Source organism: Streptomyces sp. SLBN-8D4, assembly GCF_049739545.1.
GTDB classification, from domain to species: Bacteria; Actinomycetota; Actinomycetes; order Streptomycetales; family Streptomycetaceae; genus Streptomyces; species Streptomyces canus_C.
Genome location: NZ_JBMGQC010000001.1, coordinates 553,961 through 578,376 on the forward strand (window position 1 = coordinate 553,961; position 24,416 = coordinate 578,376).

Annotated in this window: 19 protein-coding genes and 1 pseudogene; 6 read left to right on the forward strand and 14 right to left on the reverse strand. The window is 71.8% G+C overall.

The window, feature by feature from the left end; genetic code table 11:
- Positions 1–6 precede the first annotated feature (6 nt).
- Positions 7–465: an SRPBCC family protein gene (locus tag RKD20_RS02485; RefSeq protein ID WP_424876166.1), complete on the forward strand. Its 459-nt coding sequence runs from the start codon at positions 7–9 to the stop codon at positions 463–465.
- A 25-nt stretch (positions 466–490) separates the two neighbouring features.
- Here RKD20_RS02485 and RKD20_RS02490 read toward each other — a convergent pair.
- The 3 genes and pseudogenes from RKD20_RS02490 to RKD20_RS02500 form a co-directional block, all read right to left on the reverse strand.
- Positions 491–904, reverse strand: a pseudogene (locus tag RKD20_RS02490) (sodium-independent anion transporter); the annotation flags it as partial.
- 85 nt (positions 905–989) lie between these two features.
- Positions 990–1,340 carry an ArsR/SmtB family transcription factor gene (locus tag RKD20_RS02495; protein ID WP_381337527.1) on the reverse strand — a complete coding sequence of 117 codons (351 nt, stop codon included), beginning with the start codon at positions 1,338–1,340 and terminating at the stop codon, positions 990–992.
- A gap of 309 nt (positions 1,341–1,649) precedes the next feature.
- On the reverse strand, positions 1,650–2,126 hold the full coding sequence (locus tag RKD20_RS02500) for an ATP-binding protein (protein ID WP_424876167.1): 477 nt from the start codon (positions 2,124–2,126) through the stop codon (positions 1,650–1,652).
- A 202-nt stretch (positions 2,127–2,328) separates the two neighbouring features.
- On the opposite strand from RKD20_RS02500, the gene RKD20_RS02505 reads away from it, so the two are divergent.
- The 4 genes from RKD20_RS02505 (at position 2,329) to RKD20_RS02520 (ending at position 10,596) form a co-directional block, all read left to right on the forward strand.
- The gene (locus tag RKD20_RS02505; protein ID WP_424876168.1) at positions 2,329–2,667 is read left to right on the forward strand and encodes an STAS domain-containing protein; all 339 of its coding nucleotides are present in this window, start codon (positions 2,329–2,331) and stop codon (positions 2,665–2,667) included.
- Positions 2,668–2,911: 244 nt separating this feature from the next.
- Positions 2,912–7,186: a HAMP domain-containing protein gene (locus tag RKD20_RS02510; RefSeq protein WP_424876169.1), complete on the forward strand. Its 4,275-nt coding sequence runs from the start codon at positions 2,912–2,914 to the stop codon at positions 7,184–7,186.
- A 58-nt stretch (positions 7,187–7,244) separates the two neighbouring features.
- On the forward strand, positions 7,245–9,662 hold the full coding sequence (locus tag RKD20_RS02515) for a SpoIIE family protein phosphatase (protein ID WP_424876170.1): 2,418 nt from the start codon (positions 7,245–7,247) through the stop codon (positions 9,660–9,662).
- A gap of 370 nt (positions 9,663–10,032) precedes the next feature.
- Positions 10,033–10,596, forward strand: coding sequence for a DUF3553 domain-containing protein (locus tag RKD20_RS02520; RefSeq protein WP_424876171.1), 564 nt, complete (start codon positions 10,033–10,035; stop codon positions 10,594–10,596).
- Here the strand turns inward: RKD20_RS02520 and RKD20_RS02525 are convergent.
- From RKD20_RS02525 to RKD20_RS02555, 7 genes are all read right to left on the reverse strand, one after another.
- Positions 10,565–12,028 (reverse strand): aminotransferase class I/II-fold pyridoxal phosphate-dependent enzyme, encoded by a 1,464-nt coding sequence (locus RKD20_RS02525; RefSeq protein ID WP_424876172.1) that lies wholly within the window; start codon positions 12,026–12,028, stop codon positions 10,565–10,567. The two genes, RKD20_RS02520 and RKD20_RS02525, sit on opposite strands and share 32 nt — an antisense overlap.
- A 120-nt stretch (positions 12,029–12,148) precedes the next feature.
- Positions 12,149–14,257, reverse strand: a complete 2,109-nt coding sequence (locus RKD20_RS02530) for a S9 family peptidase (protein ID WP_424876173.1) — start codon at positions 14,255–14,257, stop codon at positions 12,149–12,151.
- On the reverse strand, positions 14,230–16,014 hold the full coding sequence (locus tag RKD20_RS02535; protein ID WP_424876174.1) for an N-acetylglutaminylglutamine amidotransferase: 1,785 nt from the start codon (positions 16,012–16,014) through the stop codon (positions 14,230–14,232). The genes RKD20_RS02530 and RKD20_RS02535 overlap by 28 nt, the downstream gene beginning before the upstream one ends.
- 180 nt (positions 16,015–16,194) lie before the next feature.
- Positions 16,195–17,367, reverse strand: a complete 1,173-nt coding sequence (locus tag RKD20_RS02540; protein ID WP_424876175.1) for a carboxylate-amine ligase — start codon at positions 17,365–17,367, stop codon at positions 16,195–16,197.
- A gap of 136 nt (positions 17,368–17,503) precedes the next feature.
- Positions 17,504–18,046, reverse strand: a complete 543-nt coding sequence (locus RKD20_RS02545; protein WP_424876176.1) for a DUF1360 domain-containing protein — start codon at positions 18,044–18,046, stop codon at positions 17,504–17,506.
- Positions 18,030–19,016 carry a Rieske 2Fe-2S domain-containing protein gene (locus RKD20_RS02550; RefSeq protein WP_424876177.1) on the reverse strand — a complete coding sequence of 329 codons (987 nt, stop codon included), beginning with the start codon at positions 19,014–19,016 and terminating at the stop codon, positions 18,030–18,032. The genes RKD20_RS02545 and RKD20_RS02550 overlap by 17 nt, the downstream gene beginning before the upstream one ends.
- A gap of 50 nt (positions 19,017–19,066) precedes the next feature.
- Positions 19,067–19,360, reverse strand: coding sequence for a hypothetical protein (locus RKD20_RS02555; protein WP_424876178.1), 294 nt, complete (start codon positions 19,358–19,360; stop codon positions 19,067–19,069).
- Between the two features lie 203 nt (positions 19,361–19,563).
- Between RKD20_RS02555 and RKD20_RS02560 the strand changes: the two genes are divergently transcribed.
- Entirely contained in the window at positions 19,564–20,190 is a 627-nt protein-coding gene (locus tag RKD20_RS02560) for a hypothetical protein (protein ID WP_424876179.1), read from the forward strand.
- Between the two features lie 18 nt (positions 20,191–20,208).
- Here RKD20_RS02560 and RKD20_RS02565 read toward each other — a convergent pair whose 3' ends face one another.
- The 4 genes from RKD20_RS02565 to RKD20_RS02580 form a co-directional block, all read right to left on the reverse strand.
- Positions 20,209–20,814: a phosphatase PAP2 family protein gene (locus RKD20_RS02565; RefSeq protein ID WP_424876180.1), complete on the reverse strand. Its 606-nt coding sequence runs from the start codon at positions 20,812–20,814 to the stop codon at positions 20,209–20,211.
- Positions 20,807–22,156, reverse strand: a complete 1,350-nt coding sequence (locus RKD20_RS02570) for a diacylglycerol/lipid kinase family protein (protein WP_424876181.1) — start codon at positions 22,154–22,156, stop codon at positions 20,807–20,809. The genes RKD20_RS02565 and RKD20_RS02570 overlap by 8 nt, the downstream gene beginning before the upstream one ends.
- An 85-nt stretch (positions 22,157–22,241) precedes the next feature.
- On the reverse strand, positions 22,242–23,900 hold the full coding sequence (locus tag RKD20_RS02575; protein ID WP_424876182.1) for a catalase: 1,659 nt from the start codon (positions 23,898–23,900) through the stop codon (positions 22,242–22,244).
- Between the two features lie 120 nt (positions 23,901–24,020).
- Positions 24,021–24,251 carry a DUF5133 domain-containing protein gene (locus RKD20_RS02580; RefSeq protein WP_424876183.1) on the reverse strand — a complete coding sequence of 77 codons (231 nt, stop codon included), beginning with the start codon at positions 24,249–24,251 and terminating at the stop codon, positions 24,021–24,023.
- Between the last annotated feature and the right edge of the window lie 165 nt (positions 24,252–24,416).

Genomic DNA, 24,416 nt, shown 5'->3' on the forward strand with positions numbered 1-24,416 from the left:
GTGCCCATGTCCGGAGAGTTCAAAGCGGTGGTGGAGATCGACCGGCCGGTGCAGGAGGTTTTCGCCTACCTCGCCGACGGGCGCAACGATCCTCAGTTCAGTCCCCGGGTCCTCCGGATCGAGAGGGTCCCGGACACCCCGACCGCCGTGGGCACGGTCTTCCGGAGCACCGTCAAGGACGCCGGCATGAAGACCGCCCGGGAGTTCCGCATCACCGAACTCGAAGCGCCGGTGAGGCTCCGGTGGGCCGAGGTGTCCAAGAACAGCGTGACGGTGCGCGAGGGTGGCTACGACCTGGAGCCCCTGGCCGACGGCAGGACTCGCGTCCGTATCTTCAACGTCCTGGAAGGTCACGGTCTGGGCAGACTGCTGGTCGGCCTGGCGCTGGCCGCGGCCCGCAAGGACGCCCCCGCCTTCGGCACCCGGATCAGGACGGCCGCCGAGAAGGCGCTCGCTCCCGGCTGACGTTCGCGGGGCGGCCCGCGACGACTCAGCGGAGCGTTTCCTCGTCGGTGACGGTGACGTGGCCCTGCTGCGCCGGGACGACGGTCAGGAAGCCGGCCGTCTCCAGATGGGCGCGCGCGGCCTTGATCGCCTCCGGTGTGGTGGCGTACTCCCTGCCTCCGGGGCGGAGCAGGTCGAGTGCGCCCACCGAGTCCAGGACCTGTCGCTGACCGGGCCGAATGCCGGAGGCCATGACCACGATGTCGCGGCGGTTGAGCTTCTCCACGGCGTCCTTGAGGACCAGGGCGCCGGTGGCGTCCATGGTCGTGACCCGGGACATGCGAAGAACGACCACCCGGACGTCGGCGACCTCGCTCAGCTCCAGCAGGAAGCGGTGCGCGGCGGCGAAGAAGAGCGGCCCGTCGAGGCGGTAGGCGACGATGTGCTCGGCCAGCAGCGCACAGGTCGGCAATCAGCCGCCGAGGGTCCGGGTGCGGACATGGGCCCGTCCGGGCCGTGGAGGCGATGTACAGATCGCGGCGCGCCTACGACGGCGGCTTCGCCTCACCCTGCGCCGCCTGCAGGTCGGCGAGGAGTTCGGCCTGGCCGGCCAGCACACCGGAGAGAATGGTGCGGGCGACCCGGAGGAGCTCGGCGAGGTGCGGGCTGGTCAGCGAGTAGTACACGGCGGAGCCCTCCTTGCGCGCGACCACGAGGTTCGCGCGGCGCAGGACGGCGAGCTGCTGGGAGAGGTGGGCGGGCTCGATACCCACCTCGGGCAGCATCTCGGCGACCGCGTGCTCGCGCTCGCTCAGCAGTTCAAGGACGCGGATCCGGGCGGGGTGACCGAGGGTCTTGAAGAACTCGGCCTTCAGTTGGTACAGCGGCGTGCTCATGCTGCCGTCCCCTCCCCGGCGCGGGCGCACAGCCGCTCCGCCCGTACCTCGACGCATCGCATCGACCCATTCGTCACGAACATGCGGCCCATCCTCGCGTGCGGTCGCGGCCCGACCGAACCCGCGCCGGGGACCGGGCACCGTATCCGGCCGTGACGACCTTATGAATTGCCGATATTAGCAAGTGGGCGTCACGTGCAGCGGACACCAGAGATCGTCCCGCTGTCCAAGCCGTCCGCGCACGGAACAGCGGACGGCAGGACCCCGAGAAGAGGGACGCGAGGCCGGGCCGAGCCGGCCCGGGACGTCCTACTGCTCGTCGAACAACGTGAGCCGGACCGTGACGCACTTGCCGACCGGCTCCCGGCGCACCTCGATTCCCTGGACCACCGCCATCACGATCTCCAGACCGTGCTGACCCACCCGCCCCGCGTCGGCGGCGCGAGCCAGCGGAAGGGTCGGGTCGGTGTCCCAGACCTCGATCTCCAGCATGCCGTCGGCGATGCGCAGATGCAGCAACACCGGCCCGGGCGCGTATTTCAGCGCATTGGTGACCAGTTCGCTGACCACCAGCTGCCCCAGGTCCATGGTGCGGGCCGACACCGGCAACCCGTACTCCCCCTGCACCCGCGTCAGGAACTTCGACGTCTGGGCCCGGGCGTCGGCGATACAGCCGTCCGCTCCGTCCAGGGCCACGGTCACCTCGGCAGGTGCGGCTTCCGGCATCCGCGAACACTCCTCAGGCAGGACCCGCACCCTGCCGACCATCTCCAGTACCCCGTTCATGAGCGCGCGGCTACCCCGTGATGCGCGCCTTACGCCTGTGCCGTGCTTTTCCTGTGCTGCCGACGAACTGAAGGGCCGTCTCATGCATCGTCCGAGGACTTCCGGGGCAGCGGTGGCACCAAGGACGTGACAGCCCCCATCGAGTGCGCAGAGGACGCAAGTGGCAGAGAACCGGGAAGCAGCGGGTCACGGCACATTGTCCGTGGTCCGGACCGACGCCGACGGCATCACCGTGCTCGGCCTCGACGGCGAGATCGACCACCAGAGCGTGGGCGGCCTGACGCATGCCCTGGCTCGGGCGGACGCCGCCGTGGGTCAGCGGGTCGTCATCGATCTGAGCCGGGTCACGTTCATGGACTCCAGCGGTGTCAATGCCCTGATCGCCGCTTTCCAGGCCGCCGGGGCCGCGGGGGGATCGCTGCGGCTCGTGGTGGTGCGGGGCGCTGTCCTGCGCACCCTGCAGCTCGTGGGACTGGACACCGTCATCCCCTTTCACGAGACCCTGGAGGACGCCCTCGCGTCACCTCGGCCGGACTCGTGAAAATGAAGCCGGGTACCCAGGGTCAAGCCCCTCATGCCACCTTCATGAGGTCTTTTTTCGCCATGTCACAACCCTCCCGCCAACCTTTTGTCGCTGCTCCGGACCTGGGTTAATCTTCGACGGATTTCTCATCGGGCAGCTCCGTGGGGTGCGGAATTGTCGCTGGTGAGCGGGCCCTTCAAGAGCCCGGCACGGTTCCGAGTCCCCGGTGCGGGGGCTCTTGGGGAGCGGAACGAGGGTGCGCATGACCAGCACGTCGACGGAGGCCCGGGAAGAGGCCCCGGGCGAGCAGGAGCTACGGCAGTTGCTGGCCGGGCTGACCGCTGTACGCGACGGCGACTTCGGCACCCGGCTGCCGTCCGACGGAGAGGGCCTGCTGGGCGACATCGCCACGGTCTTCAACGGCATGGTCGACCAGCTGTCCGTGTTCACGTCGGAGGTCACCCGGGTGGCCCGCGAGGTGGGCACCGAGGGCACGCTGGGCGGCCAGGCGGAGGTGCCGGGGGTCTCCGGCACCTGGGCGGACCTGACCGACTCGGTCAACGCGATGGCGGGCAATCTGACCACCCAGGTGCGTGACATCGCCCAGGTGGCGACGGCGGTGGCCAAGGGCGACCTGTCCCAGAAGATCGACGTGCCGGCGCGCGGGGAGATCCTTCAGCTCAAGGAGACCGTCAACACGATGGTCGACCAGCTGTCCGCCTTCGCCGACGAGGTCACCCGCGTCGCCCGGGAAGTCGGCAGCGAGGGACGCCTCGGCGGACAGGCGCAGGTGCCCGGGGTGGGCGGCGTCTGGCGCGACCTCACCGATTCGGTCAACTTCATGGCCGGAAACCTCACGTCCCAGGTCCGCAACATCGCCCAGGTGACGACGGCGGTGGCCCAGGGCGACCTCTCCCAGAAGATCACCGTCGACGCCCGCGGCGAGATCCTCGAACTCAAGAACACCATCAACACGATGGTCGACCAGCTCTCCGCCTTCGCCGACGAGGTCACCCGCGTCGCCCGGGAAGTCGGCACCGAGGGACGCCTCGGCGGACAGGCCGACGTCAAGGGCGTCAAGGGCACCTGGCGCGACCTCACCGACTCCGTGAACTTCATGGGCGGCAACCTCACCGCGCAGGTCCGCAACATCGCCCAGGTGGCGACGGCGGTCGCGCAGGGCGACCTCTCCCAGAAGATCACCGTCGACGCCCGCGGCGAGATCCTCGAACTCAAGAACACCATCAACACGATGGTCGACCAGCTCTCCGCCTTCGCCGACGAGGTCACCCGCGTCGCCCGGGAAGTCGGCACCGAGGGCAACCTCGGCGGACAGGCGATCGTCCGGGGTGTGTCGGGCACCTGGAAGGACCTGACCGACAACGTCAACGTGATGGCGTCGAACCTGACCGGGCAGGTCCGTTCGATCGCCCAGGTGGCGACCGCCGTGGCCCGCGGTGACCTCTCGCAGAAGATCACCGTCGAGGCCAAGGGCGAGGTGGCCGCCCTGGCGGACGTCATCAACACCATGGTCGACACGCTGTCCGCCTTCGCCAACGAGGTCACCCGCGTGGCCCGCGAGGTCGGCACCGAGGGACGCCTCGGCGGACAGGCGCAGGTGCCCAACGTGGCCGGCACCTGGAAGGACCTGACGGACAACGTCAACTCGATGGCCAACAACCTCACCGGGCAGGTGCGCAACATCGCCCTGGTGACGACCGCGGTGGCCAACGGCGACCTGTCCAAGAAGATCGACGTCGATGCCCGGGGCGAAATCCTGGAGCTGAAGACGACCATCAACACGATGGTCGACCAGCTGTCCTCCTTCGCCGCCGAGGTCACCCGCGTGGCCCGCGAGGTCGGCAGCGAGGGACGCCTCGGCGGACAGGCCGAGGTGGAGGGCGTCGAGGGCACCTGGAAGCGGCTCACCGAGAACGTCAACGAGCTGGCCGGGAACCTCACCCGGCAGGTCCGCGCGATCGCCGAGGTGGCCAGCGCCGTCGCCGAGGGCGACCTGACCCGGTCGATCAACGTGGAGGCCTCCGGCGAGGTCGCCGAGCTCAAGGACAACATCAACTCCATGGTGGAGTCCCTGCGCGAGACCACCCGGGCCAACCAGGAGCAGGACTGGCTCAAGACCAACCTGGCCCGGATCTCCAGCCTGATGCAGGGCCACCGGGACCTGCCCGTGGTCGCCGAGCTCATCATGGACGAGCTCACGCCGCTGGTCGCCGCCCAGTACGGCGCCTTCTACCTGGCGGAGGACACCCAGCGCGGGCACGAACTGCGGCTGGTGGGCTCGTACGGCTATCCCGACGACGACGAGCGGCCCACCCGCATCCCGGTCGGGCGCTCGCTGGTCGGACAGGCCGCGCGCAACCGCCGCAGCGTCACCGTGGAAGAGCTGCCCGCGGGGTACGTCACCATCTCCTCCGGCCTCGGACACGCCGTGCCCACGGCTCTGGTGGTGCTGCCGATCGTGGTCGAGGAGCAGGTCCTGGGAGTGATCGAGCTGGCGTCCGTCAGCCGCTTCACCCAGATCCACCAGGACTTCCTGGCCCAGCTGATGCCGACCATCGGCGTCAATCTCAACACCATCGTCGCCAACGTCCGCACCGACGAGCTGCTGGACGAGTCCCAGCGGCTGACCGCCGAACTCCAGGCCCGTTCCGAGGAGTTGCAGGTCCAGCAGGACGAACTCCAGCGCTCCAACGCGGAGCTGGAGGAGAAGGCGTCCCTGCTGGCCTCGCAGAACCGCGACATCGAGGCCAAGAACCTCCAGATCGAGCAGGCCCGGCAGGAGCTGGAGACCCGCGCGCAGCAGTTGTCGCTGGCCTCCAAGTACAAGTCGGAGTTCCTGGCCAACATGAGCCATGAGCTGCGCACCCCGCTCAACAGCCTGCTGATCCTGGCCCAGTTGCTGGCCCAGAACCCCTCCCGCAACCTCACCCCGAAGCAGGTCGAGTACGCGGGCATCATCCACTCGGCGGGCTCGGACCTGCTCCAGCTGATCAACGACATCCTCGACCTGTCCAAGGTCGAGGCGGGCAAGATGGACGTCGCGCCCGAGCGGGTCCCGCTGCGTCAGCTCCTGGAGTACGTCGAGGCGACCTTCCGGCCGATGACGACGCAGAAGAGCCTGGAGTTCACCGTCGCCACCGCGCCCGGCACCCCGGCCGACCTGCTCACCGACGACTCCCGGCTGCGGCAGATCCTGCGCAACCTGCTGTCGAACGCGGTGAAGTTCACCGAGCGGGGCGGTGTGGAGCTGCGGATCGAACCCGCCGCCGACCGGGAGGTACCGTCCGGTGTGCACCGCGGCGGTCCGATCGTGGCGTTCCGGGTCAAGGACACCGGTATCGGGATTCCGCAGCAGCAGCTGGAGACGATCTTCGGGGCGTTCCAGCAGGCCGACGGGACGACCAGCCGCAAGTACGGCGGCACCGGGCTCGGCCTGTCCATCACCCGGGAGATCGCCCATCTGCTGGGCGGCGCGGTCACCGTCGACAGCACTCCCGGCCAGGGCAGCACGTTCACGCTGTACCTGCCCGTCGCGCGGGCCGACTTCGAGGAACTGATGGAGGGCGGCGGACGTCCGGCGGACCAGCCGTACGAGATCTCCGCCGCCGAGGAGGCGGCCGGGCCCCGGCGGCTCGCCGCTCCCCCGTCCTCCCCCGAGCAGCGCAGGCGCCGGCTGCTGGTCATCGAGGAGCGACCGCGCGGTCTGCTCACGCTGGTCGCCGAGCGGGCCGTCGCGGACCTCGCGTACGACTCCGACGATCCGCACGGAGCGATCGACATCATCACGGCGGTGGGTGCGCAGGAGGCCGCGAGCACGCTGGCCGCCGACCCCTGCCACTGTGTCGTGCTCGAACTCGGCATGGCGCACGGCGAGGCCACAGCCTTCCTGGAAGCCATGGGCGGCGACGCGGGGCTGGCCAGCGTGCCGGTCCTGATCCACACCGGGCACCACGTGAACCTGGGCCAGGAGCAGGGCCTGCGGGCCCTGGCGGGCGACCGGCCGCTGGACTTCCTGTCCAGCCTGGACGACCTGCGCGAGCGCATCACCCTGCACCTGTCCGCCGAGCAGCCGGGCGACGTGCTGTCGCTGGTGCGCCCCGAGGAGCCGCAGCGTCCGGTGGCACAGGTGGTGGGCGACTCCTTCCTGGGCCGGACGGTCCTCGTGGTCGACGACGACGCGCGCAACCTGTTCGCGCTCAGCGGGGTGCTGGAGCTGCACGGCTTCCAGGTCCTGCACGCGGACAACGGCCGCAAGGGCATCGAGATGCTGCTCGCCCACCCCGACATCTCCCTGGTCCTGATGGACGTGATGATGCCGGAGATGGACGGTTACGCCGCCACCGCGGAGATCCGTTCGATGCCGCAGTACGCGGAGCTGCCCATCATCGCGGTCACCGCGAAGGCCATGCCGGGCGACCAGGAGAAGAGCCTGGCGTCCGGTGCCAACGACTACGTCACCAAGCCCGTCGACACCGGCGACCTCATCGCCCGCGTCCGACGGTGGCTGCCGGGGTGAGCGCACGCAGCGCCTCCCAGCCGACCGCGTGACGTCCCAGCCGAGGAACAGGCCCCCCGTGAGTGATCTCCGTCAGCCGTCCGAGCCCCAGAGTGCCCCCGACGACAACCGGTCCGTCCTCGACGGCGACGACCGTGACGGGGGATCGTCTCCCGTCGGCCGGCTGGCGGCGACCGTCGAGCGGCTGCGCCGGGAGGTGCGGGCGGCGCAGGCCGAGGCGGACGGGCGGGCCCTGATCGAACTGGCCAAGGGCATCCTGGTCGAGCGGCTGGGCTGCGGTCCGGCGCAGGCCTCGCGGCAGCTCGCGGAGCTCACCGCGCAGGCGGGGGTGACCCCGCTGGAGTTCGCCGTCGACGTGATCAACCAGGCCTCGCGCGACCGGCTCTCGGAGGTGACCAGCGCCTTCCTCGCCGCGACCGCCGCCGCCGATCCGCCCGACCAGGACTCCTCCGCCGTACGGCTGCGGACCGCCGAGAGCGGTGCGCTGGCCGCCGACGACACCCAGGCCGTCGCCGACTCCCTGCTGGAGCACGCGCTCACCCCGCTGGGCGCGGAGGCGGTGGCCATCTGGGCCCTGGGGACCGACGGGTCCCTCACGCTGGCGGGCAGCGCCGGGTTCTCCTCGGCCGAGGCCGGACGCTGGCGCCATGTGCCGCCGGGCGTGACGACCGTGGCCCGCCGCGGGCTCACCGAGCGCTCGGGGGAATGGATCCGCAGCCTGTCCGAGACCGGCCTGCCGTCCATCGGCCAGCACCACCACCCCGACGGGGGCCGGGTCGCCGTACCGGCCGCGACCGGCGGGCGCATCCACGGCGTATTGGAGATCGCCTGGCCCACACCGCTGGAACCGCCTCCCCCGGCGATCGTCCGCCAGATCGAGGCCCTGGGCGAGCTGTGCGCGCACACCCTGGAGACGTACGCGCTCCCGCACCCCGACGGCGCCCTCGATCCGCCCGTCCTGCCGGACGTCTCCGAGCTGATGGACCTGGCCGACGGGCTCCACGACCCCGCTCTGGTACTCGTGCCGCACCTGGACTCCGCAGGGCACCTGGTCGACTTCCGCATCCACCACGTCAACAGCCGCTTCCTCGACCCGGCCGGGCGGCCGCGGGGCGCCGTGAACGGCGCGCTGCTGCTGGAGGCGTACCCGATGGCCGCGGGCCACAGCGAGCTGTTCGACCGGATCGAGCGCGTCTACGCCACCGGCGAGCCCTTCCGCGCCCACCGCATGCGGCTCACCGCCCTGGTCGACGACGTGCAGCTCGCGGCGGTCGCCGACATCAACGTCAGCCGGCACGGCGGCAGCGTCCTGCTGATCTGGCGCATCGAGGACGAGACGGCACGCCTCGCGAGCCTGCTCCAGCACGCCCAGCGCCTGGGCCGCATCGGCGGTTTCGAGGAGAACCTGCTGACGGGCGAGATCACCTGGAACGGCCAGCTCTACCACCTCTACGGCAGGCCCGCCACCGAGATGCCGGTGCCGCTGGAGGAGCTGCCCGCCCATGCCCACCCCGACGACGCCGTCGCCCTCGGCAGGTTCCTGCGCACCCTGCTGCACCAGCGCCGTCCCGCGTCCACCGCGTTCCGTCTGCAACGCCCCGACGGGGTCACCCGCCACATCCGCGTCGTGGCGGAGCCGGTCCTGGACTCCGCCGGTCAGCTGTACGTGGTGCGCGGCGCCTACCAGGACATCTCCGCGCACCACTGGACCGAGGTCGCCCTCGCCGCCACCCGCGACCAGCTCGCCCACACCGAGCAGCAGGCCAGCGAACGCAACCGGCTGACCCTCCAGCTGCAGCACGCCATCATGCCCCCGACGCAGGCGCCGCTGGAGGTTCCGGGACTCGACGTGGCGGTGCGCTACCGGCCCGCCGAGACCCAGCATCTGGTCGGTGGCGACTGGTACGACGCCGTTGTGCTGCCGTCCCGGCTGGTGCTGCTGTGCGTGGGCGACGTGGCGGGCCACGGAATAGAGGCGGCCACCAGCATGGTCGTGCTGCGCAACGCGCTGCGCGGCCTCGCCGTGACCGGTGCCGGCCCGGCCCAGCTGCTGTCCTGGCTCAACATGGTGGCCCACCACCTGACCGGCGCCGTCACCGCCACGGCGGTCTGCGGCCTCTACGACCCCGAGAACCACACCCTGCGCTGGGCGCGGGCCGGACATCTGCCGCCGGTCCTGGTGCGCGGCTCGGAGGCGGCACCGCTGCCGCTGGTCACGGGGCTGCTGCTGGGCGCCGTACCGGAGGCGAGGTACGAGGAGCACGAGGTCCAGCTCGCCGTCGACGACACGCTGCTGATGTACACGGACGGTCTGATCGAACGCCGGGACCGGTCCGTGGAGGAGTCCCTGGCGCAGTTCCTGACGGTGGCCCGGGCGGTCCCGCCCACGCTGGACCAGCAGTTGGACCGTCTGCTCACGCACAGCAGGTCCGACACGGACGACGACACCTGCATCGTGGGCATCCGCGTGGCCTGAGGCACCGTCGGTCCCTGGGCTTGTGTCCCCGCACACGGGGAACGCGGTTGCTCCGTGAAGGGAGCAGGCATGCCCGACCAGAGCAGTACCGGCGTCCCGGAGATCGACGTCGTGGTCGCCACCTCGGCCTTCGGCATGGGCATCGACAAGGAGGACGTACGGTTCGTGCTGCACGCGTCCGTACCCGGCTCGCTGGACGCCTACTACCAGGAGATCGGCCGGGCGGGCCGCGACGGCGGGCCCGCGGTCGCCGTCCTGCACTACCGGTCGCAGGACAGCGGGCTGCAGCGCATGTTCGCCACGCGCGCGCCGGACGAGGAACACCCTCCGCGCGGTCGCGGAGCGCATCCACGAGCACGACGCCCCCGTCGTGCCGGAGGACATCGCGAAGGAGACGGGGCTCTCGCGCAGACGCGTGACGGCGGCTGTCAACCTCCTGGAGGAGGCGGGGACCGTGCGTACCGAGGACGACGGGCGGGTGGGCGCCGTCGCCGCCGGGACGACGGCCGAGGACGCGGCCGCACGTGCGGCGGAACAGGCCCACTCGCGCAGACGGCTGGAGCAGTCGAGGCTGGCCATGATGCTGGGGTACGCCGAGACCACGGGCTGCCGACGCCACTTTCTGCTCGGCTACTTCGGGGAGCCGTACGACGCCCCGTGCGGGGCCTGCGACCTGTGCGCTGCCCCCGAGCCCGGGGGCAGCGTCGTCGACGGCGTGGGGGTCACGGATGAGGAGCCCCCTTCGCCTGCGCCTGCCTCCTATGCGGCGGGCACGCGCGTGAGGCACACGGAGTGGGGAGAGGGCACGGTGATGAGCGAGGAGGGTGACCGCGTCACCGTGCTGTTCGAGTCCATGGGATACCGGACGCTGTCCCTGGCCGCGATCACCGGCAAGGGTCTGCTCAGCGCCGCACCACCACCCGCAGAGTCTTGACCGAGGGGTCGGCGGCGTCCGGGATCAGGACGCCGTGCTCGACGCCGCTGCGCAGGTAGTCGAGGACCGCGTCGGTGATGACCTCACCGGGAGCGATCGCCGGAACGCCCGGAGGGTAGGGGCTGATCATCTCCGCGGCGACGCGGCCCGCGGCACGTTCGGCGGGGACGTGCTCGACCTCGGCGAAGAAGGCCTCGCGCGGCAGCATGGCCTGCTCCAGTTCCAGGGCCGAGGGCTCGGGCAGGCGTACCGGCGGCCTGCGCTCGATGGACTCGGCGCCTTCCGTGAGGGCGACCAGGGCGTCCAGCAGCGTCTTCTCCGTCTCGTCGTCGTCGGCGTGTGTGATCGACGCGCTGATCCGGCAGGTGTCGGAACCGCCGAGGTCCACGTGCCGCTCGGCCCGCAGCCACTCGGCGGCCTGCATGCCGCTGATCCCGAGCTCGCGTACGTCGATCACGATCTTCAGGGGGTCGAAGGACGCGGCGAGCCCTTCCTCGACGACCTCCTGGCCCATCGGCCGCAGCCCCGGCAGATCCCCGGCCGCCAGCCGGAGCCGTTCCGCGCGGCGCAGCGCGGCGTCCAGGAGGTCGTGGCCCTGCTCGACCATCTGGCGGCGCCAGCCGTCCAGGGTCATGTACACCAGGGACGAGGCACTGGTGGTGCCGAGCAGGTCCTCCCGCTGTTTGAGCGCCTCCGGCGAGACCCGGTCGTACTGGAGGTGGAAGACGGAACTCTGCTCGATCGCGCCGCCCATCTTGTGGACGCTGGTGACCACCAGATCCGCCTCGGCGTCCATGCCCCAGGGCGGCAGGTCGGGGTGGAAGGGCAGGTGGGCGCCCCACGCCTCGTCGACGATGAGGGGGACGTCGAACTCGTGGCACACCCGCGCCACGCCCTGGATGTCGCCGCAGGTCCCCCAGTCGGTGGGGGTGATCAGCAGCATGCCCTTGGCGTCCGGGTGCTCCTGGAGGCTGCGGCGTACGTCGTCGGGCTCCGGCGGGTGGGCGAGGTGCCGGTCCCGGTCGAACTCGGGATGCACCCAGACCGGTTCGACGCCGTTGACGACGACGCCCGAGATCACGGACTTGTGCGCGTTGCGCGAGAGCAGCAGCTTCTCCCCGGGACCGGCCACGGCCAGCATCGCCGTCTTGATCGACAGGGAGCTGCCGCACGTGGAGAAGAACGCGTGCTCGGCGCCGACCGCGTCCGCCATCAGCTCCTGTGCCTGGCTGAGCACGCCCTGGGACTGACGGCGGTCGTCCAGCCCGTTGAGGGACAGGACGTCCGAGCGGAACACGTCGAGCCCGACGATCTCCGCCACCCGCGGGTCCACGCCGCGGCCCTGCTTGTGGCCGGGCGGACCGAAGACCACGTCTCCGCGGCGCCGGAACTCCTCCAGCGCCTCCAGCACGGGCACCCGCGAGTGATCCATGGTTCCTCCCAAGTCCGTGCCGCCCCGTACAGCTGTCGGAGCCGAACGGTCCGCTCGGTCCGGACACCGAGTTGACCGCGGACGCCTTCCTGAAACGCCCGGTGCGGCCGACAGGGGGGCTCAGGAGGGGTGCAGGTGCCGTTCCATCCAGTCCGCGGCGGTCCGGCGGAACAGACGCCGGTTGTCCGCGCGCAGGAAGTCGTGCCCCTCGTCACGCAGGACGAGGAGTTCGGCGGGGACACCGCGCTCCCGCGCTGCCCGTACGAACTGTTCCGACTCCCCCGGCGGCACGTTGGTGTCGTGCTCGCCGTGCACGGCGAGCACCGGGACCCGCAGCGCGTCGATCCGGCTCATCGGCGACAGGGCGTGCAGCAGCTCGCGGTCGCGCTCCGGGTGGCCGTACTTGTGCGCCGCCGACTCCGCGATCCAGGGCTCGGTGCCGGCGAAGAAGGTCAGCAGGTCGGACATGCCGCAGACGGCGACGCCGGTGCGGAAGAGGTCCGGGTGCCGCACGAGGGAGGCGAAGGTCAGGTAGCCGCCGTACGAGCGCCCCATCACCGCCAGCCGGGTCGGGTCCGCCGGGCCCTCCTCGACCGCGTGCGCCGCGCAGTCCGCGACGTCGTCGAGGGCGGCGAAGCGGCCGGTGCCCAGGTCGGCGTCGACGAAGGACCGGCCGTGTCCGCCGGAGCCGCGGACGTCCGGGGCGAAGACGTCCAGCCCACGCCCGAGCAGCTCGTGGTACAGCGGGTCGAACACCGGGCGTTCCTGGTCCTCGGGGCCGCCGTGCAGGTGGATCACACAGGGCGCCGGCTCGTTCGGGGCCCGTCCCGGGGCGCGGTAGTACCAGCCGCTGAGGGGCAGGCCGTCCCGGGCGGTGAGGCGCGTGAGGACGGGGCGTACGGGCGGGCGGCCCGGTGGGACGGCGTCCTCGTCCCGGGAGGACCACGGGGTGCGCAGCAGGGACACGCCTTCGTGGGCCCACCACACGCCGGGGCGGCGTTGGGAACCGGACAGCGCCAGCAGCAGCCGGCCCGTACCGGCCGCCGTGATCCGCGTGACGACCTCGTGGGGCAGCGGTACCGGCCGCGCGGGTCCGGCGGTGTCCGATGCTCCGTGCCACGGGGAGGTCTCCACGATCTCGAGTTCGCCGGCGCCCCGCATGTTCCAGGCGAGCACGGCCGTCCGGCCGTCGTGTGCCATCGCCAGCAGTTCGAGGTCGCTGTCCTCGCGTTCCGCCACGACGGTCCTCGCGCACGGCGCGCCCTCGGCGTCGAGAGCGACGGCGAACAGTGCCGCGTACTCCCGGTCGGCGTCGCTGCGCAGCCACAGCGTCCGCCCGTCGGGGGAGAAACGGCCGATCCACGGGTCCCCGTCGGCGACCCGCAGGGTGAAGGTCGTCGCCGCGCCGGAGAGGCGCCGGACGACCGCCTCCCGCCGTCCGCGCGGCCCCCGGCGCAGCAGCGCGAGCCGGCCGTCGCGGCTGAGGTCGCACACCCGCAGCGTGGGGGCGTCCGGTTCGGTCGCGAGCAGCACGGGAGAGGCCAGACCGTCGGGGTCGAGCAGGTAGGCGGACAGGCCGCCGCCCGGCCGGGTGGCCGGTGTCCCGCCCGGCCCCACGGCGTACGCGGTGGGGCCGAGGAGGGTCGCCGGGCCGTCCCGGGCCGTCCAGTGGGCCGGGGCCGCGTCCGCCGACTGCCACAGACCGTCGCTTCGGGCGGTGGCCGGTGCGGCGAGCGTGACGGCGACGGCCGAGCCGTCGTGGGCCCAGCAGCCGAGGTAGGCGGAGCTGTCCGGGTCGGCACCGGCCAGCAGGCGGCGACCGGTGCCGTCGGGGCGCACGCACAGCACCCGTGAGTGCTCGCCGCCGCCCGGTGCCGTGGTGTACGCGATCCAGCGGCCGTCGGGTGACCAGGACACCTCCTTCACGGGATCCGGGGAGGCGTCCAGCAGCCGGATCCCCTCCCCGTCCACGGGTCCGGCCCACAACTGGGGGACGCCGCCCCGGTCGCAGATGAAGGCCACCCGGCTGCCGTCGGGATCGGCGGACGGATACCAGCAGCCGTGCGCGCGCAGCCGGGTCACGGCGTCCCGGGGGCCTTCTGCCTCGGGCAACGCCATCGGGGCGGGGGCCGCGGCCTGGGCGAGGGCTTGCGCCGGGACGGGCGCCGCCGCGTGCGGAGGCCGGGCGGAGTGCTCGCCGGTCACGTGATTCCGTGCGTCTGCAGCCATATCTCCAGGAGTGCCACCTGCCACAGGGCGTTGGCGCCGCGTTTGGTCCGGTGCTCGTCGGGCGCCGCCAGGAGTTCGGCCACGTACGGCTCCTGGAAGATCCCCCGCTTCTTCGCCTCGGGTGCCGCGAGCGCCTCGCGCACCCGGTCCAGGACGGGGCCGGCCATGTGCCGGATGGCGGGGACCGGGAAGTAGCCCTTGGGCCGGTCGACGATCTCCCGCGGCAGGAGCTTGCGGCCGACTTCCTTCAGTACGCCCTTGCCGTCGTCGGCGAGTTTGAGTTCCGGCGGGCAGGCCGCGGCCAGCTCCACCAGTTCATGGTCGAGGAACGGCACGCGGGCCTCCAGCCCCCAGGCCATGGTCATGTTGTCGACCCGCTTCACCGGGTCGTCGACGAGCATGACGTGGGTGTCCAGTCGCAGCGCCGCGTCCAGGGCGGTCTGCGCGCCGGGACGTGCCATGTGGTCCCTGACGAAGCGGCCCGACACGTCGTCCTCGGGCAGCATGTGCGGCTGGAGGATCCCCGCGAGGTCGGCGTGGGGGCGGTCGAAGTACGTCTCGGCGTACCTCTGCGGCTCCTCCTCGCGCGCGACCGCGGCCAGCTCCGGGTACCAGTGGTAGCCGGCGAACACCTCGTCGGCGCCCTGCCCGCTCTGCACGACCTTCACCTCTTTGGACACCTGCTGGGACAGCAGGTGGAAGGCGACCACGTCGTGGCTGGTCATCGGCTCGCTCATCGCGGCGACCGCGTCGTCCAGGGCGGTCGACACCCGGTCCGAGGGCACCATCATCCGGCGGTGGTCGGTGCCGAACTCCCGGGCGACCAGGTCCGAGTAGCGGAACTCGTCGCCCTGCTCGCCGCCCTCGGCCTCGAACCCCACGCTGAACGTCTTCAGGCCGCGCTGGCCCTCCTCGGCGAGCAGCGCGACGATCAGGCTGGAGTCCAGGCCGCCGGAGAGCAGGACGCCGACCGGCACGTCGGAGACCATCCGGCGGCGTACGGCCGTGCGCAGCGCCTCCAGCACCGCGTCCCGCCACTCGTCGGGCCCCATGTCCGCGTACTCGGGCCGCCGCGTGTAGGACGGCTGCCAGTAGCGGTGGTCGCGGTGGCTGCCGTCCGGTTCGACGACCCGTACGGTGGCCGGCGGCAGTTTGCGCACGCCGTTGAGGACGGTGCGCGGCGGGGCGACCGTGGCGTGCCAGCTCAGGTACTGGTGGACGGCCACCGGATCGACGGAGGTGTCCACGTCTCCGGCGGCCAGGAGGGCGGGCAGGGAGGAGGCGAACCGCAGCCGGTCCGCGGTCGGCGCCAGATACAGCGGCTTGATCCCCAGCCGGTCGCGGCCCAGCACGAGACGGCCGGTGCGGTGCTCGACGAGCGCGAAGGCGAACATGCCGTGGAAGCGCTCCACGCAGGCGGTTCCCCACTGCCGGTGGGCGTGGAGCACGACCTCCGTGTCGGACGTCGACCTGAAGCGGTGCCCGAGGCGGCCGAGCTCCTCGCGCAGCTCCCGGTAGTTGTAGACGCAGCCGTTGAAGACGCCGGTGATCTCGCCGTCGGCGTCGGTCATCGGCTGGGCGCCGAGGTCGGACAGGTCGATGATCTTCAGCCTCCGGTGTCCCAGCGCCACCGCGCCCTGTGTCCAGATGCCCTGGCCGTCGGGTCCGCGGGCGGCGAGCCGGTCGCTCATGCGCTCGACGGCCGCGAGGTCGGGTCGGCTGCCGTCGAAGCGGATCTCACCACTCAGACCGCACATGAGGCGCCGCCCCCTTCCCAGGAGCCGTCGGCCACGAGCCGGGACGGGGACCCCGGGTCACGCCTGCCGGTCGCACCCCGGGCGGAATTGCTGGACATGGACGAAACCTCTCCTCGGGGATTGTTGTCGAGTGAAGGACGGACGGGTGGGGCGGCCGGACGCCCGCCGCGCGGAGCCGGGTCAGCTGCCCAGGACCTCCGGGGCACCGGAGCCCGCCGTGCCCGCGACGAAGCGCGGGACTTGCCTGCGGGCGACGGGAGCCTGCCCGCGGGGCCGCCGCTCGCCTCGGGTTTCCGCGATCAGCAGATCGGCGCAGGCCAGCAGGTCCTCTTCGCGCGCCTTGCGCCGCATGCGCTCGGCGGCGCTGCCCTCCGCCAGGGCCGCCTCGGCCAGATCGCCGACCGTCTCCCGGTCGCCGTGGGCCTCCAGCGCGGGACGCAGCCGGGCGAGCAGCCCGCGTACGACGTCGGCGGCGGGCGCCTCCCGGTGCGTCACGGGATCGACCAGCGCGCCCTCCAGGCCGGACCTGGCAGCTCGCCAGGAGGCGCCGCGCAGCCATTCGTGGCGGCCGTCGCACACCGCCGCACCGGCCGCGCGCAGTTCGAGGGCCTCGGTCACCAGGGCACGGAACAGGCCCGCGACGAGCACGACGGTCTCCGCCCGCGGGCAGGCGTCGCAGATACGGAGTTCCAGCGTGGGCAGGTGCGCGGAGGGGCGAAGGTCGTAGTAGATCATCCCCGGGTCGCTGATGACCCCGGTCCGGACCATGTCGTCCACCGCGGCGTCGTACTGGGCCGCGTCGGCGAAGCAGCCGACCGGGCCCGCGGTGGGCCAGCGCTGCCAGAGCAGTGTGCGCCAGCTGGCGTAGCCGGTGTCGGTGCCCTGCCAGAACGGTGAGCTGGCGGACAGCGCCAGCAACACCGGCAGCCAGGGCGAGACCGTGCACATCACCCCCACGGCCGTGTCGCGGTCGGGTATGTCCACGTGGACCTGGGCGCCGCAGATGAGCTGCTCGTCGGCCACCTGGCGGTACTCCTCGACCATGTGGCGATAGCGCGCGTCGGCGGTGGGGTGTCCGGAGACACCGGGGGCGAGGGGCGCCGTGCCAGCGGCCGCGACCGCGAGTCCCAGCGAGGACGCGGCCGCGTCGAGCCGCCGTCTGGTTCTGGCGAGGTCGGCGTACAGGCCGGCCAGGGTGGCGTGCACCCCGCTGTTCGACTCCACGGTGGACTGGTGCAGTTCCGTCGTGAAGGTGCGCCGGGGAAGCCGACGCAGGACCGCGCCGGCACGCGGCACGAGCAGGCCGCTTTCCACTTCCAGGATGTGGAACTCCTCCTCGACTCCCACGCGCATGGCCACAGTCGCTCCTTGGGGTCGTGCTGACGTTCTCCCTGTCTCCAGGGTGACCCCCAAGTGCCCAGGAGCACGACTCATAAGCGTGACTTGCGCACGTTTGAAGCGGTTACACCACAGATGAGCGGGTTCCGGGTCAGCCGTCGGTGGTCCTGCCGACCAGCGCGCCGTACGCCAGCTGCAGCGCGTCCGCCCCGGCCAGCGCCGCCAGCGCGCCCATCGCCGCGCGCGTCGCGCGGGGCCACAGCAGCTGACCGGCGGTGAGGGTCGACGCGACCCAGACGCTCATGCAGAACGGGCAGGTCATCAGCTCGCCCACGGTCTCCTTGCCGCTCTCGGGCTGCGCCTCCTCGTGCAGTTCGGCGGGGCCCTGCGGACCGACGTACGTCGTGAAGGGGGCGCGCAGCGGGCTGGTCACCGACGCCTTGCTGATCAGCCGGCTGAGCCGGAACGTGGCCACCGAGGTCAGGAGCACGTCCCAGGGTTCCGGCCGGTCCGGCAGCGGGCGCCCACGCAGCCGTACCGCGGTGGCCCAGCCCGCCGTGTACGCGCCGAACGCCGCCATGGCCGCGAGGTAGCCGCGCAGGGGCCGGTCCTCCGTGCCCGCGTAGTCGCGGCCCGTGCGCCGCAGGAAGGCTTGAGCCCGTCGTCCGATGCGGTGGTCAGTGGGTGTGGCCATGAGCTGATCCCCGTCCTGCCTCGTTCCGATGCCGATCCGGTTCCCGACCGTCCCCGGCTCGCTGTTCTCGTCCGTCCCGCCCGTCAGGCCGAACCAGTCGCAGCTCGACCTGTCCGTCGGTGACCCGTGCGTCGAAGGCCGGCTGCGGGGCGACGGCCGGGCCGCGGACGTTCAGACCGTCCGAGAGCCGGAAGACGCTGCCGTGCCAGGGGCATCGCACGCATCCGTCGGAGACCCTCCCCTCGGACAGCGGACCCGCCAGATGGCTGCATCGATCGGCCAGCGCGCGGATCGACCCGTCGGTCTCACGCACGACCACGACCGGCACGTCGTCCACGCCGCGCCGCACCGGCCGCCCGGGCGGGAAGTCGTCCAGCGCGCCGATCCGGTGCCAGCGATCCCTGACGAGATGGGGTACGGCCTCGGCGTGGTTGACGCCGGCGGCCTGCCGGTAGGCCAGGTGACCGCCCAGCATGCCGCCTGACCCCACGGCCGCGAGCCCCAGGAAGCCGAGGGTCCGGCCCGCGCGCGTACGACCGGTGGCGCGGCAGACGAGCGACGCCGTGTACAGGCCGACGGCCACCGTGTTGGACACCGCGTGCACCAGCCCGACACGCAACTGCGGGCGCTGCAGCTCCGCCCAGTCCGCGGCACCGGTCAGTATGGCGGGACCGGCCGCGGCCAGGCCGACGCCCACCAGCAGGCCCGCCTCACGAGGGCGGCCCTTCGTGACGTCCAGCACGGCGGCGGACAGCCAGCTGCCGATCGGCACCTGCACCAGCAGCGGGTGGACGGGATGTCCCAGCCACGTGCCGTGCAGCAGGTCCCGGCCGCGCCCCAGCGGCAGGGACCGTATCCCCGCCCGCAGCCCGTCGATCACCGGGTCCTGCCGCGGTTCCCGCTCCAGACGGGACAGCAGCCGCAGGACCCGGTTCTCCCGTGTACGGGGGTGACGTCGTCGCACGCTCATGCGCAGCCGGGTCTCCCCCAGCACGTGCGGCAAACGAGGCAGCAGGATGATCAGGTCTTGGACACCGCGTGGCGCCCGGTCCGCCCGGAGAACGCGGCGTGGTGAGAAGGCCCGGCCGAACCGGACGGCTCTAGACGCCACAGCCACCGGGAGGCCATCGCCAGCAGGCCCGTGAAGACGGCCAACAGCAGCAAGGAGGTCCACATGGGCCGGGTGCCGGGAGAGTCCCACATGGTCCAGGCCGACGACGCCGCCCACAGGATGACGCCGGCCGCGTAGAAGGCCCGTATGCGGCGCAGTTGCCTCTTTGCCCTGACCGCTGTGAGGTCGTCGGTGTGTGTCATGCCGCCCCGTGTACCCCGATCACCGTCCACCAGACAGTCAGTTCGTGGCGGCACTGTCAGACCTACAGGTGCGGCACAAGAACAGAACAAGACAGCTGTCCTGCGTAGTATCACTACGGCATAGGCGTGCGGCCGAAGTTGTCACCGCGCATCCGGAAGCAGGCGACCCAGCACGCCCATGCCCCAGGAAGAGGTGCGAGCCCATGTCCGAATCCGCCCCCGCCACCACCGAGTTGACCTCGCAGTACAGCACCCAGGTGGCCGGTGACCTTGAACGCAACCTCAAGGAACAAGAGCGCCTCAGCGGGGAAATCGAGGCACTTCAGGGCCAGTTGGACGCCCTGCGGCACGACCACACCGTCCTGCAGAACATCCAGCAGGTCCTTGGCACCCAGGCGACGGCCGTCGCGTCCACCACCCCACCCGCCGCGGCGGTGCCCGCTCCACGCAAGAAGTCCGCAGCCTCAAAGGAGCGGCCGGGCACCCGGAAGTCCACCGCACCGGCCGGAAAGCAGACCGGGAAGAAGACCGAGAAGAAGGCGGCGCCCAAGGCGCCTGCCGCCCGGTCCGGGCCCACCCTCGTCGACCTTGTCCGGGACCATCTGGCCGAGCAGAAGGAACCCCGCTCGGCGGCCGAGGTCTCCACCGCCCTCGGTGGGCAGCACCCCGACCGCACGATCAAGACCACCGTCGTCCGCACCACGCTCGAAGGACTCGTGGCCAGGAACCAGGCCCAGCGCACCAAGCAGGGAACCTCGGTCTTCTACACCACGCCCGACGCGGGCGAACCTGCAGCACGCTCCGAGGACGACTCCCGGCAGTCGGACTGACGCTCCCCCGGGGCTCGTTCAGTCGGCCCACCGTGAGGGACGGAAACCGCTTCCGTGCCGTCCGGTGGCCGCGAGGACCGCGGCGGCCGCGCCGGTGCCGAGGACGGCCCCGGCGACCACGTCGCCGGGGTAGTGCACTCCGGTGTGGATCCGTGAGTAGCCCACCGCGCAGGCCAACAGGCCCAGCGGCACCGTGGCGAGGGGCAGCGCGGGTCCTACCGCCGCCGCGAAGGCGACCGCGGACGCCGTGTGCCCCGAGGGGAAGGACGCGGACTCCGGCATCGGCACGTGCCGCCCCGGAAACGGCGAGTTTTCGGCGCGGTGCGGACGCGGCCGGCGCACCAGGCGCTTGCCGAGCATGTTCGCGGTCGCGGAGGCGACACCGATGGCCGCGACTCCGAGGACGGCGGCGCGCCGTGGCCGGCCGGGGCACAGGGCGAGCAGTCCGGCGATCGTGAACGAGATCTTGGAGTGGTCCGCCGCGGCCGACAGCCGCCGCAGGGCGTGGTCCAGGGCCGGTGTCCGGGTGACCGTGACGGCCTCGTACAGCGCCTGGTCGAGGGCGGCGAGATCCCGCAACAGCTCTCGGGAGGTCGGCTGTTCGGGCTGCGGTCGGTCAAGCATCGCTCTGCTCCTGGTTCTTGACTGCCGGAAGGGGAGTCCGTTCGAGGGCGAGGCGCACCACTCGGCGCCAGTCCACGGACGGGGCAGTGTACGGCGCGCCGGGACGGTTTCTCGGTACCCGCACCCGCAGGGACTTGGGTCGTACGGTGCACACGACCGGCTGGGGCAGCAGCAGCGCTTCGCCGTCCACGGCCACCGGGATCGTCTCCGCGTCGGCCGTGACGGTCACTCGGCGCGAGGTCGACGAGGTGATCCCGCTGGCCCGCTCCCCCAGCAGCGCGAGTTCGGCGGCCTGTGCCGCGCCCTCGATCCGCAGGCTGATCACACCGAGTCGGCCGCCGTCGAGGCGTGACCTTCGTCCGACGCCCATCGGGCCGGCCTGCGCGTAGGGATTGTTGCTCACCAGCAACGCGTGCGGGGCGTCGAGCCGCCGACCGTCCGCCGTGGCGGTGAGCTGTGCTCCGGCCCCGCCGACCAGCAGGTCCGGCAGCAGGTCGAGCGTGGTGGACGCCTTGGCATCGCGGTATTCGGGGCTCTGCACGATCTCCGCGTAGGTCCCGAACGAGACCGTGTTCACGAAGGGCCGGCCCGCCACGTCACCCAGATCGACGCGGATCTCCACGCCGTGCGTGAGGGCATCGAGACCGCTTGCCGGATCGTCGCGGTCCAGGCCAAGGTCCATCGCGAAGTGATTGCGGGTCCCGGCGGCGAGGACCATGAACGGCACGTCGTGGTCCGCGGCCACGCCCGCCACTAGGGCCTGGGTGCCGTCGCCGCCAGCCACGCCGAGCAGGTCCGCGCCCTCCGCGAGGGCCTGGCGGGCCAGCGCCGCCGGATCGGGGTTGTCGTCCACGTCGAGCAGGACCACCCGGGCGCCCAGCGCCTCGGCCCGCTCCACCAGTGCGTGGTCGACGACCTTGCCGCCGCCCGACAGCGGATTCATGATCAGGACCGGCCTGCGGGGCGGCCGGACCGGACGCGAGTGCGTGGCACGCGGTGCCCGCAGACGGCGCAGTGCGCTTCTGGCACAGGCCAGTGCCGCCGCCCACAGGCCAAGGGCCGAGGCCGCGAACGGCCACAGGCCGGACACCGCGTACAGGACCAGGACGGCGACCGGCGCGGCCACCGCCAGCAGGGCGCCGCACAGCCGCGCCAGGCCCCGGTGGGCCAGCGCCCACCAGATGCCCGCACCTGCCAGGCCGAGGCCCACGAGGCCCAGCAGCGGGAGCAGCCACTGGCCCGCGGCCACCACCGCCGCGACCACTCCCGCCAGGCAGAGCAGAGCCAGCCGGGCCAGCGTCCGCGCCGCGGTGCCGGAGCCGTCCGGCTCCACCTCGTTCATCGTTCGGGTCGCCTCTCACGGATCGATGGCCCAACGATCTCATGCTGTCGTTCCCGCCGTCGGTGCCGGCCTGGTGCACGCTGGTTCAGCGGGTCACGACGTGCCGTTCGTCCGGCACACAGTGGGTCATGGTCAGGCCCTCGACGTCACGCGGCGGGTTCGTGCCGAGGTTCGACAGCCGCTTGCGGTCCTCGTCGGTGAGGTCCTGGCCGGCCAGCGGCTCAAGACCGGCGACGTCGTCGGGGCCGATGCCGAGGCCCTCACCGATCCTGAGGCCGAGGTCGTTCTCGACCAGCAGGAAGTGCCACACCATGCGTTCCTGCACGGGCCGGTCGCACTGTGCGAGCAGATCGGTCAGGTTCTTCACCAGGTCGTCGCGCTCCCACTCCTGCAGGAGCAGGTACCGCTGGCCCGCCTGCAGGTAGTCGTTGGTGCGGGGGATGCGCCTGCGGGTGAGCCGGCCATGGATCTCCGGACCCTGTTCGTCGTGCGCCGGGTGCGGCGCCTCGCGCAGACCGCCGGTGACGGACGGCTCGTAGTTGACGACGGGGTTCTCGCCCCCGCCGTCCACGTGGTACGTCATCTGCCCGTCACGCTGGTTGGTGCGCACCTCGGCGTTCTTCGCCTGGTTGACCGGCAGCTGGAGGTAGTTCGGGCCGACCCGGTAGCGCTGGGTGTCGCTGTAGGAGAAGGTCCGGCCGACCAGCATCTTGTCGTCGGAGAAGTCCAGTCCGTCGACGAGGACACCGGTACCGAAGGAGATCTGCTCGTTCTCCGCGAAGTAGTTGTCCGGCATCCGGTCCAGCACCATCCGGCCCACCGGCTGGGGCGGGAAGTCCTGCTCGGGCCAGGTCTTGGTGTCGTCCAGCGGGTCGAAGTCCAGCTCGGGGTGGTCGTGGTCGTCCATCATCTGCACGAGGAGTTCCCACTCGGGGTGATCCCCGCGGGCGACCGCCTCGTACAGGTCCTTGGTGGCGTGGCCGAGGGAGTCGGCCTGCACGTTGGCGGCGTCCTCCTCGGTCATCGAGCGGACGCCCTGCTTGGGCATCCAGTGGTACTTGACCAGTTTGGTCTCGCCGTCGGCGTTGACCCACTTGTAGGTGTTGACGCCGAAGCCCTGCATGTGGCGGTAGTCCGCGGGGATGCCGCGCGGGCTGAACAGGTTGACCAGCATGTGCATCGACTCGGGCGTCTGCGACATGAAGTCGAAGATGCGACGCGGCTGCTGCTCGAAGGTGACCGGGTCGGGCTTGAGGGCGTGGATGACGTCCGGGAACTTGATCGCGTCCCGGATGAAGAAGACGCCCAGGTTGTTGCCCACCAGGTCCCAGTTGCCGTCCTCGGTGTAGAACTTCACGGCGAAGCCGCGAGGGTCGCGGGCGGCCTCGGAGGAGTCGCGCCCGCCGATGACGGTGGAGAAGCGGACGGCGAGGTCGGTGCGCTTGCCGCGCTCCTGGAACAGCTTGGCCCGGGTGAACCTGCTGATCGGTTCGTCGCCCCAGGCGCCGTAGGACTCGAACCAGCCGTAGGCGGTCACGCCGCGCGCGTGCACGACGCGCTCGGGGATCCGTTCCCGGTCGAAGTGGCTGATCTTCTCCAGGAACTGGTAGTTCTCCAGGGTGGCGGGCCCGCGGGCGCCGACCGTGCGCTGGTTCTGGTTGTCGTGGACCGGGTGGCCCTGGCGGTTGGTGAGCGTCTTGGGGTCGTCCGCCGGAGCGGGACCGGTACCGGACACGTCCGTCATGATTCAGGGACTCCTCAGGGTCTCGGGTTCTCGGCGGGGGGCGGCCCCTGGTACGGCGGGCCGCCTCCGGCCGGTGTTCGGCGGATCCCTCGAGTACCCGATCGGGTCTCGCCACTCACGTCATGCGCCCGCCACCAGTGAGTCGTCCTTGGGGCGGGTGCCGGACACCTGACGGCGGGCCGCTGCCAGGGCGGATTCGATGTCGCGGGTGCCCGTGGCGATGCACAGCGTGTAGGACACGTCCTCAAGGCGCTGACGCGCTCCGGCGCTGCCGTCCTCCGCGTGCAGGATGTGCAGCGCCTCGTAGCGCTCGAGCAGGTCGGTGAGAAGGGCAGGGTGGGCCATCAGCATGATTCGCTCCTCAACGCAGTGGGAGTGCGGGCGGTCCGCGTCCGCCGCGTCACTCGGAGTGTCGCGGGAGAGGCCTCGGCGGCACGCACCAAGGAGAGCCGCAATCGGCCGCTTCCGCGGTGGGCCTGTGATCCCAAGCACCTGACCCGCCGTCTGCCCTGGCGA